This is a genomic window from Endozoicomonas sp. ALB115 (assembly GCF_049310245.1).
Classification (GTDB): domain Bacteria; phylum Pseudomonadota; class Gammaproteobacteria; order Pseudomonadales; family Endozoicomonadaceae; genus Endozoicomonas.
The window spans coordinates 196,425-219,094 of the sequence record NZ_JBLYZG010000002.1 but is presented as its reverse complement, the minus strand read 5'-3'; the positions used below and the strand labels follow the sequence as shown (position 1 = coordinate 219,094).

Sequence of the window (22,670 nt, the reverse complement as noted above, 5' to 3'; positions counted from 1 at the left end):
CAGGACCTACAGATGTGCGGAAATCGCGTTATATCATGCGCTTGGCAAGTTACCTGAACCGGAAATGACCCACAGATTTTACTGACGAGGCCTTTTTACCTATGATGATTCAGGTAACCTGATAACGATGACAGACTCATCTGGAGCGGTGACGCAAATGAAGTGGTCTGATACCGGCTATCCTACTCAAAGACGCCCTCGGCAACACCGCCACCATGGCATGGAATGCACGGGGATTAATGCTCAGTGCCACCGACCCACTGGGCCGCACCACTCGTATTCAGTACGATGATCTGGGCAGGCCGGTGAAAACCCTGCGCCCCGATGGCCAGTCATCCACCGTCGTTTACGACGAACTGGACCGGGTCGTTGCCGCTACTGACGCACTCAACCAGACGACAAAGTTCAGCTACGATGCCGCAGGCCGCCTGCTTACCGTTACGGATGCCGCCGGGGGTGTTACTGCATTCCAGTATGACCAGTACGGCAGGCAGATCAGCGAAACCCGCCCCGATGGCAGCGCCATCACCCGCACCTACCGGGCGGACAACCTGCTAGCCAGCAGCACCGACCCACGGGGTATTGAAACCACCTATCAATACGACGCGGCCAAGCGACTGATCCGGATCAATGCTCAGGGAGAAATCACCCAATACACCTACGATGCCAACGGTCGCATGCTCAGCGCCACCAACCCCGAAAGCCAGCTGAGCTGGAGCTACGACAAGGCCGGGCGTACCCTTCAGGAAACCGCCGACGGCAGAACCATTGCCCTGCAATACAATGCCGAGAGCGAACCGGTGGAACAAACCATCGCCGGGGAAACCCTCAGCTATGCCTGGGACAAACGTGGCTTGATAGCGGGCATGACCAGCCCCGATGGTACCCACACCTTTAACTGGGACGCCATTGGTCAGATGAAAGGCATCAATTACCCCAATGGTCGCACCAGCAACTGGGATTACGACGCCGCAGGCCAGCTGACCCGCCAGAACTACACCGATGTGGCCGGTATCGACTACGGCTATGAATACAACAGTAACGGCCTGCTTACTCAGCGAACTGGCGACGGTGCCCAGTGGTCTTACCAGTACGACGCCATCGACCGGCTGGTCAGCGCAACCCACGGTGCAGAAACCTATAACTACCAGTACGATGCATTAGGCAACCGGCAGGAAGCCGGACAACAATACGACGCCTTCAACAAATTACTGGAAGACAGCACCCATACCTATCAGTACGACGCCGCTGGCAACCTGGTGAAGAAAATCAGCAAGGCGGACAACCGCTACGAAACCTTTGGCTACAACCACCGTGGTCGTCTGGTGCGGTTTGAAGCCTTCGCTGCCGGTGCCACTACGCCAGCCACCATCGCTGAATACGCTCACGATGCGTTAGGCCGCCGGGTGCTGAAAACCGTTAACGGCACAGCGACTCGCTTCCAGTGGCAGGGTAACAGTATTGTTGCGGAATACGACAGTAACGATACACTGACCAAACAGTACCGTTATGCCCTGGGTTTTGCACCATTGCAGTACAAAACGACGGAGGGTGTGTATGATGTGCATGCAGACCAGCTGTCCACTCCCAGAGCCATGACCGATCAGGCAGGCAGCACCGCCCGGGCAACCAGCCTCTCACCTTATGGCGTGGCAGATATCACCCGTGGTGAAAGCCTTGGGTTCAATATCCGCTTCCCCGGCCAGTATGCGGATGGTGAGAGTGGGTTGTATTACAACCGGTTCAGGGATTATGCGCCGGGCAGTGGGCGGTATGTGCAGAGTGATCCGATTGGGTTACTGGGTGGTGTGAATTTATTTGTTTATGGATTAGCAAACCCGATTTCACAAGTGGATTTATATGGCTTGTGGTCCTTTGGTGTTGAGGCCTATTTAGGCATTGGAGGTGGCGTTAATGTTGCCTACTCTGGTGGAACTCTGGAAGTTACAGGAAGGCTTGGAGTAGGTATTGGAGGAGGAGCCTCTATTGATCCATATGGCACACCTTCGCCACATTCTGAAGCATGTGGTTCTGGCTATATTGCAAGAACTTCTTTTACTGCTTCTGCTGGAGTTGGATATGGGCCTGTGAGCCGAGGTGTTACTGCGTCAGCTACCAGTGGGAATGCTATTACAACACCAGTTGGAGGGTGGTTCACGCAAAGGTCTGATTGGGGCGGAATTGATGGTAACAATACCATGGGACTTGGTGCACGGCTGGGCGTATCTGCAGGTGTAGAAATTGGGAGTTACTCAAATTGGTAAAATTACCTGTTATTACTGGCAAAGTAAAAATTGTTATTGTTTTATTCTTGCTAGTCGCTGGCTTTCAAGCTTTGGTTAGATACTCGCTTGATAATGATCCAAAGAGAGAAAGTATCCAGCTGTGGGTGCTCAGCAAACAAGAGGTTATGCGCCTGGTTGGTGAAAATGCGGCGGCTAAATTAAAAGAAAAAATTAGTGTACATGCATCTCCTGAAAAATCTGCGTATGAGAAATATACGTTCCACATTATTGGTTCAAGGGGGGGGCACTAGTTACTGTAATTGTTGACTCCAGTGACAGTTACGAGCTAGAAAAAGTTGTGGCTTTAGAGATGAAATAAAGCACCCTGAGTATCGCTTCCATGTTCGGCATGGAAGCCTTTCTTCCTTCACATCAACGCCAGATCCACCAATAGTTTTTCAGCACTTTGTTTTTGCCTCATGAAAGCAATGATGAATGCCGTCCCTGTTGATTCATCAAAACGATAAATCACTTTGTAGTTCTGCATCAGGTTCAGTTGCCAGTAGTCGTGGATGCCAATCAGTGCCAGTTCCGGGCATACCGGGCGTATAGCAACTTCTTTTATCCGCTGTTCTGTGTTGATAAGTAGCTCAGTCAACAGTGCGTTTAACTCTTCTTCCTCAAAAAAAGCACTCATATAGCCTTTTAACAGACTGAGGGTTTGAAAACCGGTTTCAGTGATTGTTACGATGACCGGCTCATTCATTACGTAATCTCTGGATCGCCTCTTCCGTGGATAGGGTTTCGCCCTGGCGTATGTCTCGTTCTGCCCGATTGACCAGCTTAAGCAGGGCAATGGCTTCATCCCGCATTTTGGCTTCCTGTTCGGAGTAGATTCGATAAACCGGCAAGCCATGCTGGGTGATTCTCAGCGGGCCATCATCCACATTGAGTTTGGCGGCATTTTGCTTCAGGTAGCTTAACGTCTGGGTTTCCATGGACTTTTCCTTTAATGGTCTATTAATAGACTGATTATAGACCATATTCGATTTGGTGTTCAGGGTTGTGAAGTTTCATTGGGTCGCTTTTTCATTGGTTGGCAGGCTGCCAGTGCTGAGTATTGAGTCTCAGAACTTCAGTGTTTGCTATGGAGAGTGAATTTGCCGGTGTTACCCGCATGCAGGATGCATTACCATAACTGCTTGAACGACAAAGTAATGATAATAACGTAAAGATGTCACTATGATACCGGGCTGTTCAGAATCAACAGGCCAGAAAGGATTCACTCTCATCGAGCTACTGGTGTGGTTGTGATTACGGGTGTCTTACTCAGCCTTACCTTAATCAATCGGCTTCAGAACCACCATGAAAATTTACCCGCTGCCCAGGCGCAGCGGCTGATCGTGATGATGACCAGCGCCAGGGATCAAGCGGTGGCGCAAAACCGTGAGCTGGGGTTGTCGATTGACGATGGGAATCTTTATCGGTGGTGGCAGCTTAATGACAATCGTATGCGCTGACAGCCTGTTGCAGAACCCTCTTTTCAGCCATACCGCCTACCGGAAAATCTGTTGGTCCGTTTGAGCGTGAGCCATTTCCAGGAGCCAGTTAACACTGGCGAAGCCGTTATCCCTGATCTGGTTTTCTTTCGTGACCGACAGGTGACGCCTTTTCAATTAAGTATCTCAGGCTCTGGTGATGCCAAGCGTATCACTATAGGCAGCGACGGGTTATCTGATGTTGCAATCATGGAGTAAGCACAAAGGGCTCACGCTGATGGAAGTGATGGTGGCTTTGGTTATTTTTTCTGCTACTGCTGCCATGTTGGTGCTGACTGACGGAAATACCGCCAAACAAACCCGGCATGTGCGCACCAGGCTGCTTGCCGCACAAGTTGCTCATTATTATTTGAACTCTGCCTACGCGGAACCGTGGCGTGTGGTGATTGGGCAGCGGGCGGAGCATCGGCAGCAGTTGGGCTATTCGTGGTTTGTGGTACAGCAGGTTACGCCGACTTCTTCACCATTGCTGAGCCACTTACCCGGTATTGGTCATCAGTGTTTCGACGTACTTTTTCGGGGTCGGGGATGGATGGGGGAATCTGGAAGTTTTTGCAGATGGGGTTCTGGCAGCAATTGACCTGAATTCCTTCTACCGGCTCAGGCACCCTTGGTATTTTTACAGCAGAAGATATCTTGGGCAAAACTACGCTCCCTGTACATGCAAAAAACTCCTTTTTTTACAGTGTAGCAAGGGATATTTATAACGTCATTTCACCCGTATTAGGGAAGCGGCTTGAACCGAATCCAGACAAGTCATAATATCGCCAATAATTTCCAGGGGAGGCAAGGAGATGACCGAACAACAGGAAACCCATCCGTTTACGCTGCACGATACCCGTGTTCCCCGTTTTATCTATGGCACGGCCTGGAAAGAACAGGCCACCTCCGAGCTGACACTGAAAGCCCTGAATAACGGTTTCACAGCCATAGACACCGCCAATCAGCGCAAACATTATTTTGAGCAAGGGGTTGGGGAAGCTCTGCAGAACTTTTACCAAACCAGTGGCAAGTGCCGTGAAGACCTCTTCCTGCAAACGAAATTTACCTACGCTGAAGGACAGGACAACCGTCTGCCCTACCATCCTGAAGCCGATACCAAAACTCAGGTTGAGCAGTCCCTTCTCTCATCATTGGAGCACTTGAACACGGATTACCTTGATGCTTATCTGCTGCATGGTCCATCCCGGTCACATGGACTCAGTGACCGGGACTTTGCCGTCTGGGAAGCAATGGAAGGCTTCTATCGGTCCGGCCAAATCAAACTTCTGGGGGTCAGCAATGTAAATCACCAACAGCTGGAGCTCCTGAACCACCATGCGGCGATCAAGCCCATGCTGGTGCAGAACCGCTGCTTTGCCAGAACCGGATGGGACGCCAATATCCGTGCGCTATGCCATCGACATAACATTCTTTACCAGGGGTTTTCGTTACTGACAGCCAACACCCAACTGTTGGCAATGCCTGAATGTCAGACCATTATGAAGAGGACAGGATTAACCGGACCACAGGTCATTTTTCAGGCAGCATTAAAAATGGGGATGATTGTCTTAACAGGCACCAGTGATACAAAACACATGCAACAGGATCTGAATTGTTTGCAGACGCCACTGACGGATGATGAAGTGAATATGATAGAACAACTGATGGCTTAAAATTCAGGCGACATCTCTGAAAATAAAAAAAAAAAACCAGCATGATGCTGGCCAATAAAAAAACAAATCTGGTCGGGGTAGAGAGATTCGAACTCCCGACATCCTGCTCCCAAAGCAGGCGCGCTACCAGACTGCGCTATACCCCGAAATTCATAACCAGGTTATGAATAAAAACAGTGTTCCGGACATCATGGACAGTGATACTTCCTGAAACACCGCCATACCGGAACGGTTGATACTTTAGCAAACCACCCATCTTTTTACAGTGGTGATTTCCGCAAATTAGCTGCGGAATATACTTCAGGCAACAAAAAAGCCCATACTCAAGAGCATGGGCTTTACCTGATCTGGTCGGGGTAGAGAGATTCGAACTCCCGACATCCTGCTCCCAAAGCAGGCGCGCTACCAGACTGCGCTATACCCCGTTAACTCACCGCTACTGCAACCGACGTTGCGCTGAGCCAGTGGATGCGTATTATCCCTATTTTCCGAACGCCGTCAACTGCCATTGAGGTTTTTATGGTCAATTTAATAACTATGGCTCCCAGTCATATTTATCAATGCTATTGATTGTCAGGCCAGCATCAATATCACCATTCAGAGAGACATCCACAGAATAATTAACCAGACGACCCTGCACACCACCGATCACCAGCAGAGACTGTCCCTGAAAATCATAGCCAGCGCCTAATTCCGCCTGCCAGTCAATCTCACCCCGAACACCTTTCAGGAGGAACTTATCAAAGCCATCGGTGAAGTGATAAGAGAGGGAAAGATCAACACCGGTTACATCCTTAATACCATCCACATCGACGCTACGAACTCCGATAATGGCTGAGGGTATCCAGCCATGCTTTACGGTCCAGCCCAACCCGGCGTAGACATGGTTATCATTCTGGGCTGCAGCCGCAGTATTGGTCTGCAACAATACTGTTGCCATAATAGCCGTTATCAAGCCTTTTATTGTCCGGGACATGTCGCTACCCCCTTTTTTTCAGGCAATATATATTTGCTTATACGCGCTTCCAACTCTACCTGACTGGTAAAAATTAGCAATGCAAGGCAAGAGCTGAAGATTTGTGGCGAAATGCTTTTTCTTTCTCCCGGTAAAAGTTGCCATCCATAGCAAACACTCCATTCCCTGAAGATAAAAAACTCAGTGTGATTCGTTTCTGGCCAGCACCGGGCATTGATCACTGGAATCATTGGCAACGGGCTGATAGTACTGACGCTCAAGCCAGTCTAATGCTTCCTGAAATGCAAGGTCGCCGTAGTCTGAATAGCTAAAACGACGAGTTTCGTGTATTTTCGAACAATCAGGTTTTACCAGATGCGCCTGCCAACCTGCCTGCCCATCTCTGAGCGTATATTTCTCAATTCTCAACATTGCTGATGATAGTTTCCGTTCTTAATTTTGACTGTGCACGATCACTTTTATTGGTGTTGTTAATGCCATCAACAAGGGCAGATTAACACTGAAAAGATGACAGAATCGTGACAGTCAATGACCAATCAACAGGCTGATTATTAGACAAATTATCAATACGCATATTGATACGTATCAATACCTGGCAATTAATTAGTCGTTAAACCCTGTGGCTTCGGGTATCTATTATCTTGTCCGCAATGATTCCTGCCCAGACCTGACACCCTGACTCATTAGGGTGATAACCATCTTCCGCCATCAACGAAGCGTCAGGATTCGTGCCACTGTGGATATACGTCCAATCCTCCTGCTGGCAAAGCTTCTGCAACTGTCTGTCCAGCAAGTAGGCCTTTGCTCCCAACAACCAGCTTAATGGGGCTGGAATCAGGGGAAACCGGTTGATCTTTGGAATTGATGTGATAAATACCCTGGTATTGTCGGAAGCAAAGCGATGGACACACGCCTGCATATGTTTATTGAATTCCGAGCCTGAGGTAAATCTGGTCGTATCATTGACGCCAAAGCTGATGATCAACAGATCCGGTTCTTTAATGGTCGCCTCAAAGGTTAATGAGTCGAACACTCTGGCACCATTTTTTGCCAGTATTTCCCAATCAAACTCCACACCCCGATCCTGAGTCAGGTTCCTGATAACCTGGTGGGTCAGCCCCTGTCTTATCTCTGCCACCCCCACCCCGGCGACAGGGCTTTCACCCACATGAACAATTGAAAAATCCGAGCCTCTGGCCTGCAGCCGTTTACCACTGGCCTCGGGCAGGCGAAGTGCACTTCTTTTTAAATGGACGCCCTGGCAGATTGCGATAGAAAGAAGCAATAGACAACATAAAACGGTGCTTACCAATCCAATAAGTTCAAACATCAAAATAGCCGTTGTGCATTTTTATTGTTGATTCATTTAAACCGATGCCCGGTGATTTTGCAGACTTTAGACCAGGAAAACAATGGCAAATCCATGCTGACCAAGCCTTGTCAGCTTATGGTCACAGAAACAGGTGGCTGGCCCTGCTCAAGGACCAGGTTCACTTTTTTAATGGCTAAAGGTTAAACAACACACTCATACATTCAGGCCAGGGCTGGCAGCCACCTTCAGAGGCGACCAATGCAGGGATACCGAGACTGATCCCCATATAAAGCCCGATACCCACCCCATTGGCAATAATATCGCCAAAACTGAAACGGCGATAACGGGTCATGTGCTGACAGACCTCGATAAACACGCCAAACGCCATCAGCCCTGCCGGTTTCCACCAGCAGACGCTGGCCGCTGGAAATGCCAGATCGATCAGCAGAGAGAGCACCATAAAGGTGAGCACATGTTTCACCTTATCATTGATAAAACGGGTGGGGTCCCATTTGCCAGGTATCAATGACATAAACAGGGCAAAAGCCAGGGCACACAAAGAGAGGATTTGCCAGGTTGAAGGGGGAGTTGCCTGAAGTGAAGTAATCAGTTCATTCATTGGATGGCCCTGAGTTAGAGGTTGTAACAGGTCATCGGCCAATGGGCGTTGGGGTTGATGGCACTTAACATTCCTGTTTAAGGCCTGGTGTTAAGCTTACCCCTCCACTCAATCATAAACATTGGAGTCTTTGTCATTAACGATATTGTATGGTTTGTTCCTTACTGATTGTTGAAATATAACAACCCAACTTGCTACATTAGCAACTCTAAAAACAGACACCGTCGTCAGTTTATAAGCGTTAGCTGCTTCCTGGCTCTATATGGCAGTTATGCGCATTAGCAGAATAAAAAGAACAGGGGTAGACCATGCGCCGTTGGAATGGCTGGGGTGATGAGAGTTACGTTAAGGAAGTCTCCGACCATGGGGATGCATTGATTCGCCGTATTATCGGCGAACCGACCCCCTTGAAAGATGCCACCCTGGAGAGTGTGGTAGCCAGGGTACCAGCGTCCCGTCTGCCTGAACATCCACTGATTGTCACTGCTGCAGAAGATCGGGTTCGCCATGCCCGTGGCCAGAGCTTTCCGGACTGGCTGGCCATGCGCAGTGGTGATTTTGGGGTTTTTCCGGACGGTGTCGCCTATCCGGAAACCAGTGCACAGGTTCGCGAACTTCTTGCCCTTGCGGTCCGGCACGATTTTATTGTGATTCCCTATGGCGGTGGAACATCCGTTGCCGGACACATCACGCCACAGAAAAATACCAGAGCCATTTTGACCATTGATATGGGTCACATGAACCAGTTAATGGATCTGAATGAAGAGAGCCAGATTGCCACCTTTGGTGCAGGGACTCCCGGACCACAGGTTGAAGCACAGCTGCAGGCACGGGGTTATACCCTTGGGCACTATCCCCAATCCTGGGAACTGTCCACCATTGGCGGCTGGATCGCCTCCCGCTCTTCAGGCCAACAGTCACTCCGTTACGGCCGTATTGAACAGATGTTTGCCGGTGGCCGTATGGAAACCCTGCAGGGCACACTGGATATTCCTTCGATTCCCGCCTCTTCCGCAGGGCCGGACATTCGTGAGCTCACCATGGGCACCGAAGGCCGCCTGGGTATCTTTACCGAAGTGAAAGTACGCGTACAACGTGCAGCAGAAGAAGAAAAGTTTATGGTCTGCTTTATGCCAAACTGGCAGGCAGGTAAAGCCGTCGCCCGGGAAGTTGCACAGCAGAAGATCCCGCTCTCCATGATGCGGGTCAGCAACGCTAAAGAGGCCCGCGCCCACGCTCATCTTGGTACCTCACTGACACAGTTCAAACTGCTGGATGGCTATCTGCGTTTTCGCGGGCTGGACGACAATCGCTGCATGCTGACCTTTGGCGTGACCGGCTCTGAATACCAAAATAAAGTAGCCCTGAAACAGCTGGGCAAGATTCTGAAAAAACATGGCGGTGTTGGTGGTGCACTGGCCAATATCATGGGCACCATCTGGGCACATGGCCGTTTCAAATTCCCTTATCTGCGGGAAACCACCTGGGCACGGGGCATAGCAGTCGATACACTGGAGACCTCCACCGATTGGGAGAATGTGGACAGCCTGATGCATCAGATGGAAGCGAGCCTGGAAAACGCCTTAAAGGATGAAGGGGAAAATGTCATGGCATTCACTCACCTCTCCCATATCTACGGTCAGGGGTCGAGTATCTATACCACCTATTTCTTCCGCTGCGCTGACAGCTACGAAGCCACTCTGGCACGCTGGAAAAAACTGAAGGCCAAAACCTCTGAAGTGATTGCCCAAGGCTATGCCACCATTTCCCACCAGCATGGCACTGGCCGTGACCACGCGCCTTATATGCCGACAGAAAAAGGTGAGCTGGGGATGCGGATGATTGCCACCCTGGTGCATGACTTTGACCCGGACAAACGACTGAACCCCGGCGTGTTACTCCGGGACAGCGAATAAGTTGAATTAATCAGGTACCCAACCCATGTGGCAGAAATCCTGGCAGACAGGTAACCGGAATCAGTTACTGGAAGCGTTAAAAAACAATACTGACAAAGAATGGGATATCGTTGTGGCCGGTGGCGGCATCACCGGTGCTGGCATTGCCCGTGAAGCGGCACGCCGGGGCCTGAAGGTGCTGCTGGTTGATCGTCAGGATTTCGCCTGGGGAACCTCCAGCCGTTCATCAAAAATGATCCATGGCGGCCTACGCTACATCGCTTCCGGCGATATCAAAACCACCATGCACTCAGTTTCCGAACGGGAACGCCTGATGAAAGAGGCTCCCGGCCTTGTTGATCAAATGGGCTATCTGATGGCCCATTACAAAGGTGGGTTTCCAGGGCCGCTGGTCTTCAATATTCTGCTGCGTATTTATGATTTTTTTGCCGGTAAGCGTTACCGTAAATTTCATAAATCACACGACGTTGAAAACCTGAGCCCACTCATTAATGCGCACAAGCTGCTCGGTGCCACCCAGTTTGCCGATGCCATTACCGACGACTCACGCCTGGTTATCCGGGTTTTGCGCGAAGCTCAGAAAGACGGTGCTACGGTAATAAATTATGTTGGTGTCGATGCGCTGATTAAACACAATGGTCAGGTGACGGGTGCTCAACTGAAGGATACCGAAACCGGTCAGGTAATGCCGGTGAAAGCCAAAGTGGTGATCAATGCCACAGGTGCCTGGGGTGATCAACTTCGGGGTGAGATGACCTCAGAGCAGCATATTCGCCCTGCCCGTGGCAGCCATATTGTCGTACCTGGCTGGCGACTGCCGGTGGCTCAGTCATACACCGCCATGCACCCGGATGATAAACGACCCATATTTATTTACCCCTGGGAAGGCAGAACCGTGGTCGGGACAACCGACCTGGACAACGGCACTATTGGCAACCATGAAGTAGCCATGACCCGTGATGAACTGGAATACCTGATGAAAGCCGCCTGTTCCCAGTTCCCGAAAGCCGGGTTAACCGAACAGGATATTATCTCTTCATGGGCCGGTGTACGCCCACTGGTCAGCTCCGGGACACTGAACCCGTCAAAAGAAAAACGTGACCACAGTATCTGGAACGATAACGGACTGGTGACCATCAGTGGCGGCAAGCTGACCACCTTCCGGCTGATTGCCCTGGATGTATTAAAAGCAGCTGAAGAGTACCTGCCCGGCGTTGATTTCAGTGATACTGGCGCGGAGATGTTTACTCAATACGAGCCTGACAGTTCTCTGTTTAACAAGCTGCCGGACTATTTAAAGAAACGTATCCGGGGCCATTACGGCATGGACGCTGATCGTTTACTGGCACAGATCCAACCCGATGAACAGGACGTTATTCCCGGTGCCCGTGCCCTCTGGGCCGAGTTGCGCTGGTCGGCCGGCAACGAAGCCGTTGTGCACCTGGATGATCTTCTACTCCGCCGTACCCGCCTGGGCTTGCTGCTGGAACAGGGAGGCCTGATTTTTGCCGACAGAATCAAGGCCATCTGCCAGGAAGAACTGGATTGGAGCGAGCAGCAGTGGCAACAGGAAGTCACCCGTTATCAATCCATCTGGAACACTTATTACAGTATTCCGAAACGGCGCAAGAACGCTGATACTCGATAATAAGAAACAAGAAGTGAGTGTGTAGTGAGTGATTCAGACTATGTGCTGGCCATCGACAATGGCACACAGAGCATTCGGGCCCTGGTATTTGACAGTGTCGGCAATGAGATCGCCAAAAGCAAAGTTGCGCTGGAGGCCTATTTTTCACAACACCCCGGCTGGGCAGAACAGCACCCTGACTACTATTGGCAACAGCTTGGAAAAGCCTGTAAAGCGTTATGGGACGAGGGCATTGTATCGCCCGGGCAGATCAAAGGTATGGCACTGACCACACAGCGCTACACCATGATTAACCTGGATGAAGATATAAAGCCTTTGAGACCCGCCATTGTCTGGATGGATCAGCGTAAAGCCGAACCGGAAAAGCCCGTTGGCGGCCTCTGGGGACTGTTAATCAAGACCATCGGCCTGACCAGCCTGATCGAAGATCTGCGCGCCAAAGCCCGTGATAACTGGATCATACAACATCAGCCCGATATCTGGCAGAAGACCCGTTACTATGTAAATTTATCCGGCTACCTGACCTATCAGCTGACTGGCGAAATGAAAGACGCCTGTGGTTCAGTGGCCGGTTATCTGCCCTATGACTATCGCCGTCAGAAATGGGCTGGCAAGCACGATCTGAAATGGCAACTGCTGGCCGCCAGACGACACATGTTGCCGGAACTGGTACAACCCGGCGAGCGGTTAGGTCATATTACGGCTGAAGCTGCGGAGCATACCGGTCTGCCTGCGGGGTTACCAATGATCGCAGCCTCATCCGACAAGGCCTGCGAAGTGCTGGGCGCAGGCGGTGTTGACCCTCATATTGGCTGTTTGAGTTTTGGCACTACAGCCACCATCAGTACGACAACGTCCCGATATTTTGAAACAGTTCCCTTTATTCCACCCTACACAGCGGCGATGCCTAAGCGTTACAACACTGAGGTGATGATTTATCGGGGCTTTTGGATGGTCAGCTGGTTTAAAAATGAGCTGGCCCAGGCCGAGCAGCGTAAAGCAAAAGAGTTGGGTGTAGAGCCCGAGCAGCTTTTCGATGCCCTGTTAACCCAGGTACCACCGGGCTCAATGGGCTTGATGATGCAACCTTACTGGTCCCCGGGCGTACGTCAACCCGGCCCTGAAGGCAAAGGCGCTTTTATTGGCTTTGGCGATGTTCATAAACGGGCGCATATTTACCGTGCGATTCTGGAAGGACTGGCTTACGAACTGCGATCTGGTAAAGAGCAGATTGAAAAACGCAGTGGCACACCGATCACCCGGCTACGGGTCTCCGGTGGTGGATCCCAGAGTGATGCCGCCATGCAACTGACGGCCAATATTTTTGGCATGGAGGCAGAACGGCCACACACCTACGAAGCTTCCGGCCTTGGGGCAGCCATTAACTGCTGTGTCGGCCTTGGCATTCATAAAGACTATAACGAAGCCATTGATAAAATGACCCGGGTAGGCGATGTGTTTGAGCCGGACCTGCCAACCATGCAGCTGTATGACCGTTTGTACAATGAGGTTTATAAAAAGATCTATAAACGCCTGCAGCCGCTGTATAAATCCATTCGGGATATTACTGGTTATCCGAAACATTAAGTTCCTTTTGACTTTTTTGACTTGTTAGGGGTATTGAAATCAGTATCAATAGTGCTACTATCAATTAATGGCAAGTATATCTGATATTCTCGAACTGATGAGCAAAAACCCCAAGTGCATCAGATTCAAGGATTTATGTAAAGTCTGCGATGCATACTTTGGGGCTCCCCGACAAACAGGTTCAAGCCATCGGGTTTACAGAACTCCCTGGCAAGGGGATCCAAGGGTGAATATTCAGGACAGCAAGGGCAAGGCAAAACCTTATCAGGTAAGACAAGTGTTGCAGGCAATAGAACGTATGGAGCAAGAAAGCAATGAATAAATCCACCGACAAATACACCTATCGGGTCACCTGGTCTGAAGAAGATCAGGAATATGTGGGCTTGTGTTCTGAGTTTCCCGGCCTGAGCTGGCTGGAACAAGACCAGATAGCAGCGCTGAACGGTATTCGGAAACTGGTATCAGACACCGTGGCGGATATGCAAGCGGCTAACGAGACAATCCCGGAGCCTTTTTCCATCAGGGACTACAGCGGCAAAGTGTTGCTAAGAGTACCACCGGAAACTCATCGACATCTGGTTATTCAGGCGGCAGAATCCGGTGTAAGTTTGAACCGTTATATTGCCAGCAAGTTGCACTGAGCAGCTGAAGGCAAATGGTTTTGTCCTCACTATCATCTACATTAATGACTATTTTTCCCTGCCGATATCCCCTTTAGAGGGGAGCTGGTGTCAGGACTTTCTTTTTGAACACATTCAAGATTCATAATGACACAGTTTTTTCTGACAGCCTTGTGTACCAGGTACTGACCGAGTATCAATCCGCTGAACCGGTGTTGGTCGAGCAGGCGAATATGGCAACAGCGGGCAACTCAACGGCGAACACCGGAAAAGAACATGACCTCGGCCAACAATCTGAAGGATAATATATGTCCAGCGCTGGAGCCCCGATTTAATCAACAGATATCTGCATTTTCATAGTAAAAAAAGGCGTATGTGATTCAAACAATTCTCACCACTGCTATAGCACTGGCTATTATTTCTTCTCGAGTAGCGTACGTACAGCGTCAGTATTACACGTCAAAAGCAGTTAAACGTTAAAGGTCCACCTGTTTCGCTCCTCCGGGTATTTACTCTGCAAGACAGTGGATCGATATCGCCGTAAACAACTTTGTTATGAGGTATTGGTTTTGATACGGCCACCAGGCGTACCCTCGGCAGGCACTACCATTGACCCGCAACCGGTGACAACCCCGACCACACAACCAGAGGGCCAATGGAGAGGGTTTGGGGTGGCCCAATCCGCAGTCAGTGCATTTGTTCAGTCGCTAAACCCCCACTATGACCCAACCAATTCCCGGCCGCCAGTACCGGATGTTGCTGACTCTGCTGCTGGCATTGATTTCCCGGGCCGTGATGGCCAGACCAGTGATTACCTGCAGTTCATCACACTGGCAGGACGGGCGATAGCAGCCTGTGCCAACCTGCCTCCGACAATCAATAATGCGCTGGGCTATCTTGTCAACCTTGCGGTCGCGGGGCAGTTTGCCAGCGATCAGTTTAACTCGGTCACTGCCCACGCCGGTTTGGTACCCGAACCTGGCACGCACAGGGAAAATACACCGGACGCCCCCCCGGAAAACACTAAAAACAACACCAGAAAAACCTCAAAGAACCCACGACAACAGCCCGGTAAACCCGTTACCACAACACACCGGGCTGGCCAGTTACCAAAAACGTCCCTGGCACTGGGAGCTCTGGCCAGCCTTTCCTCGGTCGGCGGATCAGCACCAGCAGCCACCTCTGACACCGCCCCCTGGGTTAAGGTGGCGGATGCCGAGACTCTGAGCAGGGTCTGCCATGATGTGGAATCATGCGGCAATAAATATCAACTGACTAAAGATATTGATGGTAGCCAGTTAACCCAACCCATTGGTAATAAAACCCATCCGTTTACCGGCAAGTTGGACGGCAATGGCCATACCATTGGCAACCTTTTCCGGTGCCTGGTAGAACACCTCTCCGCTGAGGGCAGTATCGAGAACCTGAGTCTTATTGATGCCAATATAAATTCAACAGCTCCGGCCGGGGTAGCGGCTTGTGAAATGTCAGGCGACGCCAGGATCAGCAATATTCACGTTGAACGTGCTTGCGTTGCTACCAGGGGTGAAAATGCAACCGCAGCTGTTGCTGTGGGCAAAATTAACAAAGGAACAGTTACCAACACAACAGCAGCAAACTGCAGGGTGGAAACCTCCGGTAATAAAACAGATGCCGGTATTGGGGCGGGATATCAGTTAACAGGAACTGTTACCAACACGACAGCGTTGAACTGCACGGTGACAACCTCTGGTGAGGATGCAAATGCCGGTATTGGGGCGGGAAGGTCCCATGCAACTGTTACCGACACGACGGCGGTGGACTGCACGGTGTCAGCTTCCGGAGAGTATTCAAATGCTGGTATTGGGGCGGGAAGATCGTACCTTGCAACTGTTACCAACACGACAGCGTTGAACTGCCGGGTGAGAGCCTCAGGCAAAAAGGCGAATGCTGGTATTGGGGCGGGACATCAGAGAAAAGGAAATGTTATCGAAACGGCAGCGGTGAATTGCACGGTGAAAACCTCAGGTTCAAGTAAAGAGGCGAATGCCGGTATTAAAGAGACGAATGCCGGTATTGGGGCGGGATATCTGGCAGGCGGAAATGATATAGAGGGAAATGTTATAAAAACGACAGCGGTGAACTGCTGGGTGATAGGTGAAAAGGCGAATGCCGGTATTGGGGTGGGAGCAAGGAAGAATAAAGCAAATGTTATCGACACGACAGCGGTGAACTGCACGGTGATAACCTCAGGCAAAGAGGCAAATGCTGGTATTGGCGCAGGATCCATTCAGGGAAAAGGAAGTACTGCCAACACTACGGTGATTAACAGCTTCGTTAACAGTACTGATAATGCTCCCTCCCCGGAGATCAATGGAGGAGATAACCCAGTTATTTGTAATGTCAGTATTAATGGTATAAAGCAAACATACAACCGCCAAGCGTGTATTCATTGGCTAAATAATACTCTATTCTGTGAAGATCTTGACCGCCGATTGGTAACGCGGGATTGCCAAGCTGTTAATACTGGTATTGATACATCAAATGGTACTAATGCCCTTCCATCATCTCCTGTCACAGAGACGCTGGCCACGGTGCCAGGCACCACCATGAACGTTTCCAGCCCGGGTTCTATCACACTTACAACGCCCCCAACAACTGGGGCCACGACACCAGGCATGACCTTTTCCTCCCCGGATTCTGCCACTTTTGCCAAATCAACACCGTTAGTGCAATCACTAAATCTAAATACTGTCGTTTTAGCCTGTATCACCCTGGGCGCGTTGTTTGTTGTGCTGATCGGTGTGTACACCTACCGCTATTGCAACCAAAGATCATCGGCCAGGGCTGGCCGTAACCACCCCATGCCGTGGCAACCCGACGACAGATCCATGACTGGTAGACCACTGCCTGCTCCTCCTCAGAACCATTGCGATCTGCTGTTAGTCAGACCGGAGAACACGGCAACAGGATGCAGCAGCGCCATGGCGAACGCTGGAAAAGAATCAGACCAACAACGCCCTGACCGTCCGGATGTACTGAACGAGGATGAATCCATCTATAGCCTTTACGAACCGATGGGGGTCAGGCAGGCGGGTATGGCAAAAGGGGGCAGCAACTTCATGGTAAACACTGGAAAACAACCTGACCCTGGCCAACAACGCCCTGACCGTCCGGATGAACTGAACGAGGATGAATCCATCGATAGCCTTTACGAACCGATGGGGGTCAAGCAAGCGAGTATGGCAAAAGGGGGCAGCAACTTCATGGTAAACACTGGAAAACAACCTGCCCCTGGCCAACAACGCCCTCCCCCCCCGGTGTACGAGAATGTATCGACCAGGCATAAATCCGCCTCCAGGAGGCTGACCGAGAATAGACTGCCCTACACGGCAACTGCTCCTGCGTTGCTCTAGCTCCTGCATCCATGCAGTCGTGCGGCGACAGCAAATTGATCTAAAAATCCTCTTTTGTTCGGCAAATAGCCCCGCTATTCACCTCACAAAACCAAATTTTTATCCTCAATTTTCTGCCTATCATTTACATTAATGACTATTTTTCCCTGCCGATATCCCCTTTGGTGATGCCCTTTTTCAGTCAGATATGCACTCTGGAATGAATCAGGATCACTTCGTTGTTTCAGAAAGGTCATCACTGTTGCTCCCCGTGCTGGCATCATGGATAACAAACCGGTTCCTCCCATGATTTCATAACAACCAACCGGGCTCAATTGATCAGGATATCCAAAAATAATGAATCAGGAAGCCTACGAGACAGATATTGCGATTGTTGGGGCAGGAGTGGGCGGCGCTTATTCAGCATGGCGCTTAAGGGATAAAATTTCGGCTCCTGAACACCAGAAAATTGACCTGTTTGAAATGAGTGACCGGATTGGCGGCCGTCTTTACTCCCTCAAGATGCCCGGAATGCCCAACGTACCGGCAGAACTGGGGGGCATGCGCTACTTTTCCAGTCATGCAGTGACCCGGGAACTGGTCAACGCTTTGGGCTTACCCACTCTTGACTTTCCGGGCAGTGGCACACAGGGCAATATTTCTTTTGTGCGCAACCACCATCTCCGTGACCTGGACTTTCGTGATCCGGATAAAGTCCCCTACCGGCTGAGTTTCAATGAGCGGGGTAAAACACCTGGCGAACTGATCCAATATGTGATCGATACACTGGTTCCTCAAAGCGTCCGTGCATCCCCTGATGAGTGGAGAGCTTTCCGACAATCCCATACCCTGGAAGGAAAAAGGCTCTATGAGTACGGATGGTGGAGTCTGATGGACTGGGTACTGTCCAGAGAAGCGATTGAACTGATCAATGATGCCGGGGGTTACGACGCTCCTTTTCGCAATTGGAATGCCGCCGTGGCGATGGATGTCTTCAGAAATAATGCACCGGGCTGGGATGTTCCCTCAAGGATGATTGCAACCGGCTTTCAATCATTACCCGAAGCCCTGGTGCAAGGATTTATTAATCAAGGAGGCCGGTACCACTCCCGTCACAGGCTATGCGCCATAACCCCATTTAAACAGCAGGGACAGACCCGGGTTAAACTCGTGTTCGAGAATGCCCGGGGTACCAGAATGGTGGTTAATGCCCGGCACGCCATTTTAGGGTTACCAAAACGCTCACTGGAGCTACTGGATCAGGATTCAGTTCATTTACGCACCCCCGAAATACGGTCGGACATTGACTCAGTCATTTCAAAACCGGCCATTAAACTTTATCTTGGCTACCCTTACCCTTGGTGGAAGGTGCTCGGGATCAGAGGGGGTAAGTCGGTGACTGACCTTCAGATCAAACAGTCCTATTATTTTGGTACAGAAGAGGATCGACCTGCCGGTAAAGCTGGCAACACCAACGCCCTGTTGCTGGCAGCCTATACTGATGGCCGGGTGCTGGATTACTGGCATCCTCTGGCCAGAGGGAATGAGTTTGCCGGAGCAGAGAACCCCTTTGTTCCGGTGGGACAGAGCCCTCTTCCCAACGAGAGCCGGGCCACCAATAACCAGGTTGTGCAAGCCCAAAAGGAACTCAAGGCGCTTCATGACTTGAAATACATTCCGAAACCTTATACTGCGGCCTACATGGATTGGTCTCAAGACCCCTATGGGGGAGGATACAGTTTGTGGAAGCCCGGACAAAAGAGCCTGACTACTCAAAAGCGTATGCGCCACCTGCCCGGTTTACCCATTCACATTTGCGGTGACTCTTATTCCGATCTGCAAGGCTGGGTGGAGGGCGCATTGACCAGCACCGAACTGATGCTGGAAGAACATTTTCAACTGGAACGTCCGCGCTGGATTGAAAAAGACTATTTATCCCGTTTTGCCGTGTAGCACGCTGAATTGGTCAGTTCCAGAGCACCTGAAGAGGAACCTGTTCCAGTCACTCTAGATGACGATTCAGAAAACTCCAGATTTTTTCATGATATGAAAGCCAAAGGTGTACCCGATCATGAAGGGCGATACTCAGGACAGAAAACCGAGACTGGCAGGAAGATTTGCATCCGCAAAGGATCATACGTACTTTTTATCTTCCATCCTCAAAAGTGAACCCCATGGATCAATTTTCAAGGATCAGGATGGCGAACTCTTAGTTGATTGTTTAGCCCAGACAGTCGTCGCAAGATCGGATCAAGACTTGGCAGATAGCTCGCCAATTTAGTAATTGTCCTGAAATAATTTCTACATTTCGCCTATAGTAAAGAGCCATAAATATATTCTTTGATGATCTTTTCTATGCGAGTGGTCATGGGTAATTATTCAGAAGTAGCTGAAACTCAGATGGTAGATTTTTTCTGCTCACTCAATGAGAGAGATCGCCGAAGGTACGCTGCTATTGAAGCAGTAAAGTTAGGTCATGGGGGTATCGAGTACATATCTCGATTACTGGGCTGTCATCGGGAAACTGTTGCTCACGGAATAACTGAACTTAATTCCAAAAAGCAGCTCACTACGAATCGGATTCGTAAAAAAGGGGGGGAAGAAGAAGACTAACGGTGGTATGTCCCTGTTTGGTTGAGAACGTGCTCCGTATTCTACACGATCACACCGCAGGTGATCCTATGCGGCAGGAAGTCCGATGGACAAATCTATCCCGCCGAAATATTTCCCGACAACTTGAGAAGACAGACACTCTGGCAAGTAAGAATATCGTCTCCAAGGTGCTTTATGAACAAGGTTTCCGTCGTCGTAAGCCTCAGAAAAAGAGAACGATGGGGCAGAATAAAGATCGCGACGCACAATTCAGAAATCTTAAAAGATTGAAGCAGGAATATTTGGATGCAGGCAAGCCAGTACTTAGCATGGATACCAAGAAGAAGGAGACATTGGGTAATTTCTATCGCGAAGGGGTGACGGATGCTATTGAGCCAACGATTGTCAATGATCACGATTTCCCCAGTCAGGGCAATGGCAAAGTTATACCACATGGGATATACGACTTGGGCAAAAACAAGTCAGTGGTTCATTTAAATACCAGTAAAGACACGTCTGAATTTTCTTGTGAGTGCATTGCTCTCTGGTGGCTTGAGCATGGACAGAAAGACTATCCAAATGAAGATGAGATATTAATTATGTGCGATGGTGGCGGTAGTAAAGATAGGCTAGAAGCCAGTAAACCAGTAAAATCAAGGGGTTACGGACTTTAAAGGAAGATGGCGGAAAGGCTTCTGGTCGGCGTGAGAGGATTCGAACCTCCGACCCTTTCGTCCCGAACGAAATGCGCTACCAGGCTGCGCTACACGCCGAAGCCAGAGCTATTCTAGACATGCAGACGAAACTGTCAATGGCAGCAGAGAAGAATTCAATGAAGCTTTAAGAAGAGAAGTAAGGAAAGGAAATATGGTCGGGGTAGAGAGATTCGAACTCCCGACATCCTGCTCCCAAAGCAGGCGCGCTACCAGACTGCGCTATACCCCGTTAGATGAAACCTATCATATTGTTTTTGAACGATAAGTCAACAGCTATCAGTAAACCATGTCTATTTTTTAAACTTGCTGGTTAAACGGAATATGTTAGCCGCATTAACAGTGGCATCCAGAGCTAATGTCGTAATATCACCGGATGATGCTAATGCGGTCTTGCATGGTTGAGCCTAAACTATGTTCTATCTCTCAACGTGCGGCACTTCTTCAGGGTATCAGCAATCAGGAATGCCAGCTCCAGCGCCTGATCAGCATTCAGGCGAGGATCACAGTGGGTATGATAACGATTGCCCAGATGATCTTCCGTCACGGCATTGGCACCGCCGACACACTCCGTCACATTCTGACCGGTCATTTCAAAGTGAACGCCGCCGGCATAGGTTCCCTCGGCGCGATGAGCCGCGAAGAACTGCTCAACTTCTGAGAGAATTTTCGACACTTCACGGGTTTTATAGCCATTGCTGGCCTTGTAGGTATTCCCGTGCATTGGATCACAGCTCCAGAGCACATTGCGCCCTTCACGCTGAACCGCTTTCAGCAGTGGCGGCAGGCCTTTCTCCAGGTTGTCAGCCCCCATGCGGACAATGATGTTCAATTTGCCGGGAATATTCTCCGGGTTGATCCGGTCAATCAGCCGAATCAGGTCATCCGGTGGCAGGGTTGGGCCTGCTTTCAAACCAATCGGGTTTTGAATACCACGAACAAATTCAACATGGCCACCATCGACCTGACGGGTTCGGTCACCCACCCAGAGCATATGGGCTGAGCAGTCATACCAGTTACCGGACAGGCTATCACGGCGGGTCAGCGCCTGTTCGTAAGGCAGCAACAACGCTTCATGGGAGGTATAAAATGCGGTTTCTCGGATGGTGGACGAATGCTCTGCTGAGATGCCACAGGCTCTCATGAAATCCAGCGATTCATCAATTCGGTCAGCCATGTTGCGGTATTGATCAGTCTGTGGGCTGTTTGCAACAAAGTCCAGATTCCAGGCATGCACCTGTTCCAGAGAGGCCAGGCCACCCTGGGCAAAAGCTCGCAGCAGGTTCAGGGTGGAAGCAGCCTGGTGATAGGCCTGCAGCATTCTCTGGGGGTCCGGATTACGAGCCGCCGGGGTAAACTCGGTGCCGTTAATGATATCACCGCGATAGATCGGCAATTCAACACCATTGATGGTTTCAGTGCCAGAAGTTCTTGGCTTGGCAAATTGGCCGGCCAAACGCCCTACCTTGATCACCGGGCAGGCAGCACCAAAGGTGAGCACCACCGCCATCTGCATCATGACTTTAAACGTGTCACGGATGTTATTAGCCGAGAACTCCAGGAAGCTTTCTGCACAGTCTCCCCCCTGCAGCAGAAATGCTCTGCCTTCGGTCGCTTCTGCCAGACGGTTTCTCAACTCATTCACTTCACCCGCAAAAACCAGCGGTGGCATGGCAGCCAGCTCCTGTTCAACCCGGCTCAATTTTTCCTGGTCGGGATATTCCGGCAGCTGGAGCAACGGCATATGTCTCCAGCTATCAACAGTCCATGAATTCATTAAGTCACCAGCTCTTTAACACTCGCTAAAAACAGTCATTCTACCTGAATACATCATCAAGGCTGAGAGGTTTTCCCATGAATAATTATGGAAGATA

Annotated in this window: 21 protein-coding genes, 4 tRNA genes and 1 pseudogene; 15 read left to right on the top strand and 11 right to left on the bottom strand. The window is 50.3% G+C overall.

Translation table 11 applies throughout. The annotated features are described in order from the left end of the window. Positions 1 to 215: 215 nt before the first annotated feature. Positions 216 to 2,264: an RHS repeat-associated core domain-containing protein gene (locus ACO6VE_RS01975; protein ID WP_422449019.1), complete on the top strand. Its 2,049-nt coding sequence runs from the start codon at positions 216 to 218 to the stop codon at positions 2,262 to 2,264. Next, a complete protein-coding gene (locus ACO6VE_RS01970) occupies positions 2,258 to 2,536 on the top strand; it encodes a hypothetical protein (RefSeq protein WP_422449021.1) in 279 nt (92 codons plus the stop codon). The genes ACO6VE_RS01975 and ACO6VE_RS01970 overlap by 7 nt, the downstream gene beginning before the upstream one ends. A gap of 116 nt (positions 2,537 to 2,652) precedes the next feature. Here ACO6VE_RS01970 and ACO6VE_RS01965 read toward each other — a convergent pair whose 3' ends face one another. Together ACO6VE_RS01965 and ACO6VE_RS01960 are read right to left on the bottom strand one after the other, a co-directional pair. Further along, positions 2,653 to 2,991 carry a hypothetical protein gene (locus ACO6VE_RS01965; protein WP_422449023.1) on the bottom strand — a complete coding sequence of 113 codons (339 nt, stop codon included), beginning with the start codon at positions 2,989 to 2,991 and terminating at the stop codon, positions 2,653 to 2,655. Beyond that, entirely contained in the window at positions 2,984 to 3,223 is a 240-nt protein-coding gene (locus ACO6VE_RS01960) for a hypothetical protein (protein ID WP_422449025.1), read from the bottom strand. Before ACO6VE_RS01960 ends, ACO6VE_RS01965 begins: the two co-directional genes overlap by 8 nt. Before the next feature lie 244 nt (positions 3,224 to 3,467). Between ACO6VE_RS01960 and ACO6VE_RS01955 the strand changes: the two genes are divergently transcribed. From ACO6VE_RS01955 to ACO6VE_RS01940, 4 genes are all read left to right on the top strand, one after another. Beyond that, the gene (locus ACO6VE_RS01955; RefSeq protein ID WP_422449565.1) at positions 3,468 to 3,539 is read left to right on the top strand and encodes a type II secretion system protein; all 72 of its coding nucleotides are present in this window, start codon (positions 3,468 to 3,470) and stop codon (positions 3,537 to 3,539) included. After that, positions 3,536 to 3,745, top strand: a complete 210-nt coding sequence (locus ACO6VE_RS01950; RefSeq protein ID WP_422449027.1) for a hypothetical protein — start codon at positions 3,536 to 3,538, stop codon at positions 3,743 to 3,745. The genes ACO6VE_RS01955 and ACO6VE_RS01950 overlap by 4 nt, the downstream gene beginning before the upstream one ends. A 217-nt stretch (positions 3,746 to 3,962) precedes the next feature. Further along, positions 3,963 to 4,364 (top strand): type II secretion system protein, encoded by a 402-nt coding sequence (locus ACO6VE_RS01945; protein ID WP_422449029.1) that lies wholly within the window; start codon positions 3,963 to 3,965, stop codon positions 4,362 to 4,364. Between the two features lie 214 nt (positions 4,365 to 4,578). Then, positions 4,579 to 5,439: an aldo/keto reductase family protein gene (locus tag ACO6VE_RS01940; RefSeq protein WP_422459426.1), complete on the top strand. Its 861-nt coding sequence runs from the start codon at positions 4,579 to 4,581 to the stop codon at positions 5,437 to 5,439. A 69-nt stretch (positions 5,440 to 5,508) separates the two neighbouring features. Here the strand turns inward: ACO6VE_RS01940 and ACO6VE_RS01935 are convergent. The 6 genes from ACO6VE_RS01935 to ACO6VE_RS01910 form a co-directional block, all read right to left on the bottom strand. Then, positions 5,509 to 5,585, bottom strand: a tRNA-Pro gene (locus ACO6VE_RS01935). Between the two features lie 202 nt (positions 5,586 to 5,787). Beyond that, a tRNA-Pro gene (locus ACO6VE_RS01930) sits at positions 5,788 to 5,864 on the bottom strand. Between the two features lie 110 nt (positions 5,865 to 5,974). Further along, positions 5,975 to 6,415, bottom strand: a complete 441-nt coding sequence (locus ACO6VE_RS01925; RefSeq protein WP_422449033.1) for a hypothetical protein — start codon at positions 6,413 to 6,415, stop codon at positions 5,975 to 5,977. Between the two features lie 180 nt (positions 6,416 to 6,595). After that, positions 6,596 to 6,826, bottom strand: a complete 231-nt coding sequence (locus tag ACO6VE_RS01920; RefSeq protein WP_422449035.1) for a hypothetical protein — start codon at positions 6,824 to 6,826, stop codon at positions 6,596 to 6,598. Between the two features lie 199 nt (positions 6,827 to 7,025). Beyond that, positions 7,026 to 7,745 carry an SGNH/GDSL hydrolase family protein gene (locus tag ACO6VE_RS01915; protein ID WP_422449037.1) on the bottom strand — a complete coding sequence of 240 codons (720 nt, stop codon included), beginning with the start codon at positions 7,743 to 7,745 and terminating at the stop codon, positions 7,026 to 7,028. A 175-nt stretch (positions 7,746 to 7,920) separates the two neighbouring features. Next, positions 7,921 to 8,346, bottom strand: a complete 426-nt coding sequence (locus ACO6VE_RS01910; RefSeq protein WP_422449039.1) for a VanZ family protein — start codon at positions 8,344 to 8,346, stop codon at positions 7,921 to 7,923. Between the two features lie 308 nt (positions 8,347 to 8,654). Here ACO6VE_RS01910 and ACO6VE_RS01905 point away from each other — a divergent pair, with 308 nt between their 5' ends. The 9 genes and pseudogenes from ACO6VE_RS01905 to ACO6VE_RS01865 all read left to right on the top strand — a co-directional run. Next, positions 8,655 to 10,262, top strand: coding sequence for an FAD-binding oxidoreductase (locus tag ACO6VE_RS01905; protein WP_422459424.1), 1,608 nt, complete (start codon positions 8,655 to 8,657; stop codon positions 10,260 to 10,262). A gap of 25 nt (positions 10,263 to 10,287) precedes the next feature. Next, on the top strand, positions 10,288 to 11,910 hold the full coding sequence (locus tag ACO6VE_RS01900) for a glycerol-3-phosphate dehydrogenase/oxidase (RefSeq protein ID WP_422459422.1): 1,623 nt from the start codon (positions 10,288 to 10,290) through the stop codon (positions 11,908 to 11,910). A 24-nt stretch (positions 11,911 to 11,934) separates the two neighbouring features. After that, positions 11,935 to 13,497, top strand: coding sequence for an FGGY-family carbohydrate kinase (locus ACO6VE_RS01895; RefSeq protein ID WP_422459420.1), 1,563 nt, complete (start codon positions 11,935 to 11,937; stop codon positions 13,495 to 13,497). Positions 13,498 to 13,564: 67 nt separating this feature from the next. Then, positions 13,565 to 13,819, top strand: a complete 255-nt coding sequence (locus ACO6VE_RS01890; RefSeq protein WP_422459418.1) for a toxin HicA — start codon at positions 13,565 to 13,567, stop codon at positions 13,817 to 13,819. Beyond that, the gene (locus tag ACO6VE_RS01885) at positions 13,812 to 14,138 is read left to right on the top strand and encodes a type II toxin-antitoxin system HicB family antitoxin (RefSeq protein WP_101748750.1); all 327 of its coding nucleotides are present in this window, start codon (positions 13,812 to 13,814) and stop codon (positions 14,136 to 14,138) included. The genes ACO6VE_RS01890 and ACO6VE_RS01885 overlap by 8 nt, the downstream gene beginning before the upstream one ends. Before the next feature lie 104 nt (positions 14,139 to 14,242). After that, entirely contained in the window at positions 14,243 to 14,422 is a 180-nt protein-coding gene (locus ACO6VE_RS01880) for a hypothetical protein (protein ID WP_422449050.1), read from the top strand. A gap of 264 nt (positions 14,423 to 14,686) precedes the next feature. After that, entirely contained in the window at positions 14,687 to 17,512 is a 2,826-nt protein-coding gene (locus ACO6VE_RS01875; RefSeq protein WP_422449052.1) for a hypothetical protein, read from the top strand. 336 nt (positions 17,513 to 17,848) lie between these two features. Continuing rightward, positions 17,849 to 19,444 carry a flavin monoamine oxidase family protein gene (locus ACO6VE_RS01870; RefSeq protein ID WP_422459416.1) on the top strand — a complete coding sequence of 532 codons (1,596 nt, stop codon included), beginning with the start codon at positions 17,849 to 17,851 and terminating at the stop codon, positions 19,442 to 19,444. A gap of 647 nt (positions 19,445 to 20,091) precedes the next feature. Further along, positions 20,092 to 20,757: pseudogene (locus ACO6VE_RS01865) on the top strand (ISAzo13 family transposase); the annotation flags it as partial. Between the two features lie 22 nt (positions 20,758 to 20,779). On the opposite strand, the gene ACO6VE_RS01860 reads toward ACO6VE_RS01865, so the two are convergent. From ACO6VE_RS01860 to ACO6VE_RS01850, 3 genes are all read right to left on the bottom strand, one after another. After that, a tRNA-Pro gene (locus ACO6VE_RS01860) sits at positions 20,780 to 20,856 on the bottom strand. Positions 20,857 to 20,951: 95 nt separating this feature from the next. Beyond that, positions 20,952 to 21,028 (bottom strand) — tRNA-Pro (locus ACO6VE_RS01855). A 180-nt stretch (positions 21,029 to 21,208) separates the two neighbouring features. Further along, entirely contained in the window at positions 21,209 to 22,573 is a 1,365-nt protein-coding gene (locus tag ACO6VE_RS01850; protein ID WP_422449144.1) for a class II 3-deoxy-7-phosphoheptulonate synthase, read from the bottom strand. Positions 22,574 to 22,670 lie beyond the last annotated feature (97 nt).

Excerpts from the sequence above, each read along its gene's own strand:
- ACO6VE_RS01975 (WP_422449019.1), top strand. The coding sequence starts at position 216 with ATGGCATGGAATGCACGGGGATTAATGCTCAGTGCCACCGACCCACTG.
- ACO6VE_RS01965 (WP_422449023.1), bottom strand. The coding sequence starts at position 2,991 with ATGAATGAGCCGGTCATCGTAACAATCACTGAAACCGGTTTTCAAACC.
- ACO6VE_RS01960 (WP_422449025.1), bottom strand. The coding sequence starts at position 3,223 with ATGGAAACCCAGACGTTAAGCTACCTGAAGCAAAATGCCGCCAAACTC.
- ACO6VE_RS01945 (WP_422449029.1), top strand. The coding sequence starts at position 3,963 with ATGTTGCAATCATGGAGTAAGCACAAAGGGCTCACGCTGATGGAAGTG.
- ACO6VE_RS01940 (WP_422459426.1), top strand. The coding sequence starts at position 4,579 with ATGACCGAACAACAGGAAACCCATCCGTTTACGCTGCACGATACCCGT.
- ACO6VE_RS01925 (WP_422449033.1), bottom strand. The coding sequence starts at position 6,415 with ATGTCCCGGACAATAAAAGGCTTGATAACGGCTATTATGGCAACAGTA.
- ACO6VE_RS01920 (WP_422449035.1), bottom strand. The coding sequence starts at position 6,826 with ATGTTGAGAATTGAGAAATATACGCTCAGAGATGGGCAGGCAGGTTGG.
- ACO6VE_RS01915 (WP_422449037.1), bottom strand. The coding sequence starts at position 7,745 with ATGTTTGAACTTATTGGATTGGTAAGCACCGTTTTATGTTGTCTATTG.
- ACO6VE_RS01910 (WP_422449039.1), bottom strand. The coding sequence starts at position 8,346 with ATGAATGAACTGATTACTTCACTTCAGGCAACTCCCCCTTCAACCTGG.
- ACO6VE_RS01905 (WP_422459424.1), top strand. The coding sequence starts at position 8,655 with ATGCGCCGTTGGAATGGCTGGGGTGATGAGAGTTACGTTAAGGAAGTC.
- ACO6VE_RS01900 (WP_422459422.1), top strand. The coding sequence starts at position 10,288 with ATGTGGCAGAAATCCTGGCAGACAGGTAACCGGAATCAGTTACTGGAA.
- ACO6VE_RS01890 (WP_422459418.1), top strand. The coding sequence starts at position 13,565 with ATGGCAAGTATATCTGATATTCTCGAACTGATGAGCAAAAACCCCAAG.
- ACO6VE_RS01885 (WP_101748750.1), top strand. The coding sequence starts at position 13,812 with ATGAATAAATCCACCGACAAATACACCTATCGGGTCACCTGGTCTGAA.
- ACO6VE_RS01870 (WP_422459416.1), top strand. The coding sequence starts at position 17,849 with ATGAATCAGGAAGCCTACGAGACAGATATTGCGATTGTTGGGGCAGGA.
- ACO6VE_RS01850 (WP_422449144.1), bottom strand. The coding sequence starts at position 22,573 with ATGAATTCATGGACTGTTGATAGCTGGAGACATATGCCGTTGCTCCAG.